This window comes from Mesorhizobium sp. M4B.F.Ca.ET.089.01.1.1, assembly GCF_004022605.1.
Taxonomy (GTDB): domain Bacteria; phylum Pseudomonadota; class Alphaproteobacteria; order Rhizobiales; family Rhizobiaceae; genus Mesorhizobium; species Mesorhizobium abyssinicae.
This window is the reverse complement of sequence record NZ_RZOS01000871.1, coordinates 1-1220: the sequence shown is the minus strand read 5'-3', so window position 1 is coordinate 1220 and position 1220 is coordinate 1. Positions and strand designations below refer to the sequence as shown.

The 1220-nt window shown below is 57.0% G+C and carries 1 protein-coding gene; it reads left to right on the top strand.

What is annotated here, in order from left to right; genetic code table 11:
* Window positions 1-1017: 1017 nt before the first annotated feature.
* A partial coding sequence (locus EN780_RS39870) for a hypothetical protein (RefSeq protein WP_210215082.1) occupies window positions 1018-1220 on the top strand: 203 nt, incomplete at its 3' end.

Below are 1220 nucleotides of genomic sequence, written 5' to 3'. Positions count from 1 at the left end.
CTGTTCATCGGGCTGGCGCGCACGGCGGCCGACGCAACGGAATATTTCCAGATCCCGACCGGACGCGTCGTCGAGATCGGGACACAGGTGGCGATTTAGTGCATGCCGCAGTTCAGCAGCTGAGAAGCCACTTGAGCGTGTCCATAGAAAGCGCCTCACTGAATACCAAACATCCCATCCTCTGTTTGGTACGTTTCCAACTCTTGATATCTTTAGGAATTGACCCAAGGATCGCTGCTTGGGTTCTGTCTCGGAGGCGCGACTTCGGTGAGCAGAACTCTAGCAGCCCTTTCCCAGACTCTCCGCATGAATCGGAGTAGCCTGCTTCCATCGGCGATTTACATCATGGGCATCGCCGTTGAGCGACGGCCACGCTTCCGCCCTAATGGGAGGAACAGCTATGGTCAGTAACACCAGCTCAATGAGTGGCATTGCCTATCCCAGCGACCTGGCTTTGTTGAAGCAGGTCTTTGATCGTGTCTGCGCCGAGGCAGGTATCTCCGTTAGCCGCATGCAGGCGGAGCGCCTGAGCGTGAGCGTAATGGCACTGTTCTCGGACGGCGAGTTCGATGAGGCCGTTCTTTATGAACGCTTAAGCTTGATGCCCGCTCCTTGCCCAGAACGGGCAGCGTATGACCTCCGATCATCAGGAAGTCCTCACGAGCCTTGTAGCTCGTTATGAAACCGTAATGTCGATACAGGACCGGATCGTTGAGCACGACCGGGCGTTTCGGGCCTAGCATCCGAATTGGATGAAGGCCTACTGGAGCGGCTGCTCGTCTCGTTACGGAAGGCCCGCGTCGCCCTGGAGCGCGAGATTGGGCCTACTTTTTAGTCCCGCTGTAACTATCGTTGGAGGTTCGCCACCGAGAGGAATTGGCCACGGACCTCGACAGTGGCTGCACCGAGACGGATCGACCGCTGCAAGTCTTTAACCGAAGTGGACCTGCATTTGTTCCCCTAATGCAACCATCCCTGATCTGCGGGTTACGCAAAAGGCGGGGAACCTCGGCCGACATGATAAAGCGCGACATAGCTGGGCATAAGTCCCTTGCAGACGCCGTTCGGGAGTTGATCGGAACCGAAGACAATCGTCGTCATGTACAGAAGCTGTTTGGGCCAGTCGACACAGAGCTAAGCCCAACCCTAGCTTCATTACTTGAGGCGGAGAAACTGCTGACCGAGGCGAGCATCGGCGCGGTGCTGGATGGCCTCGGTCT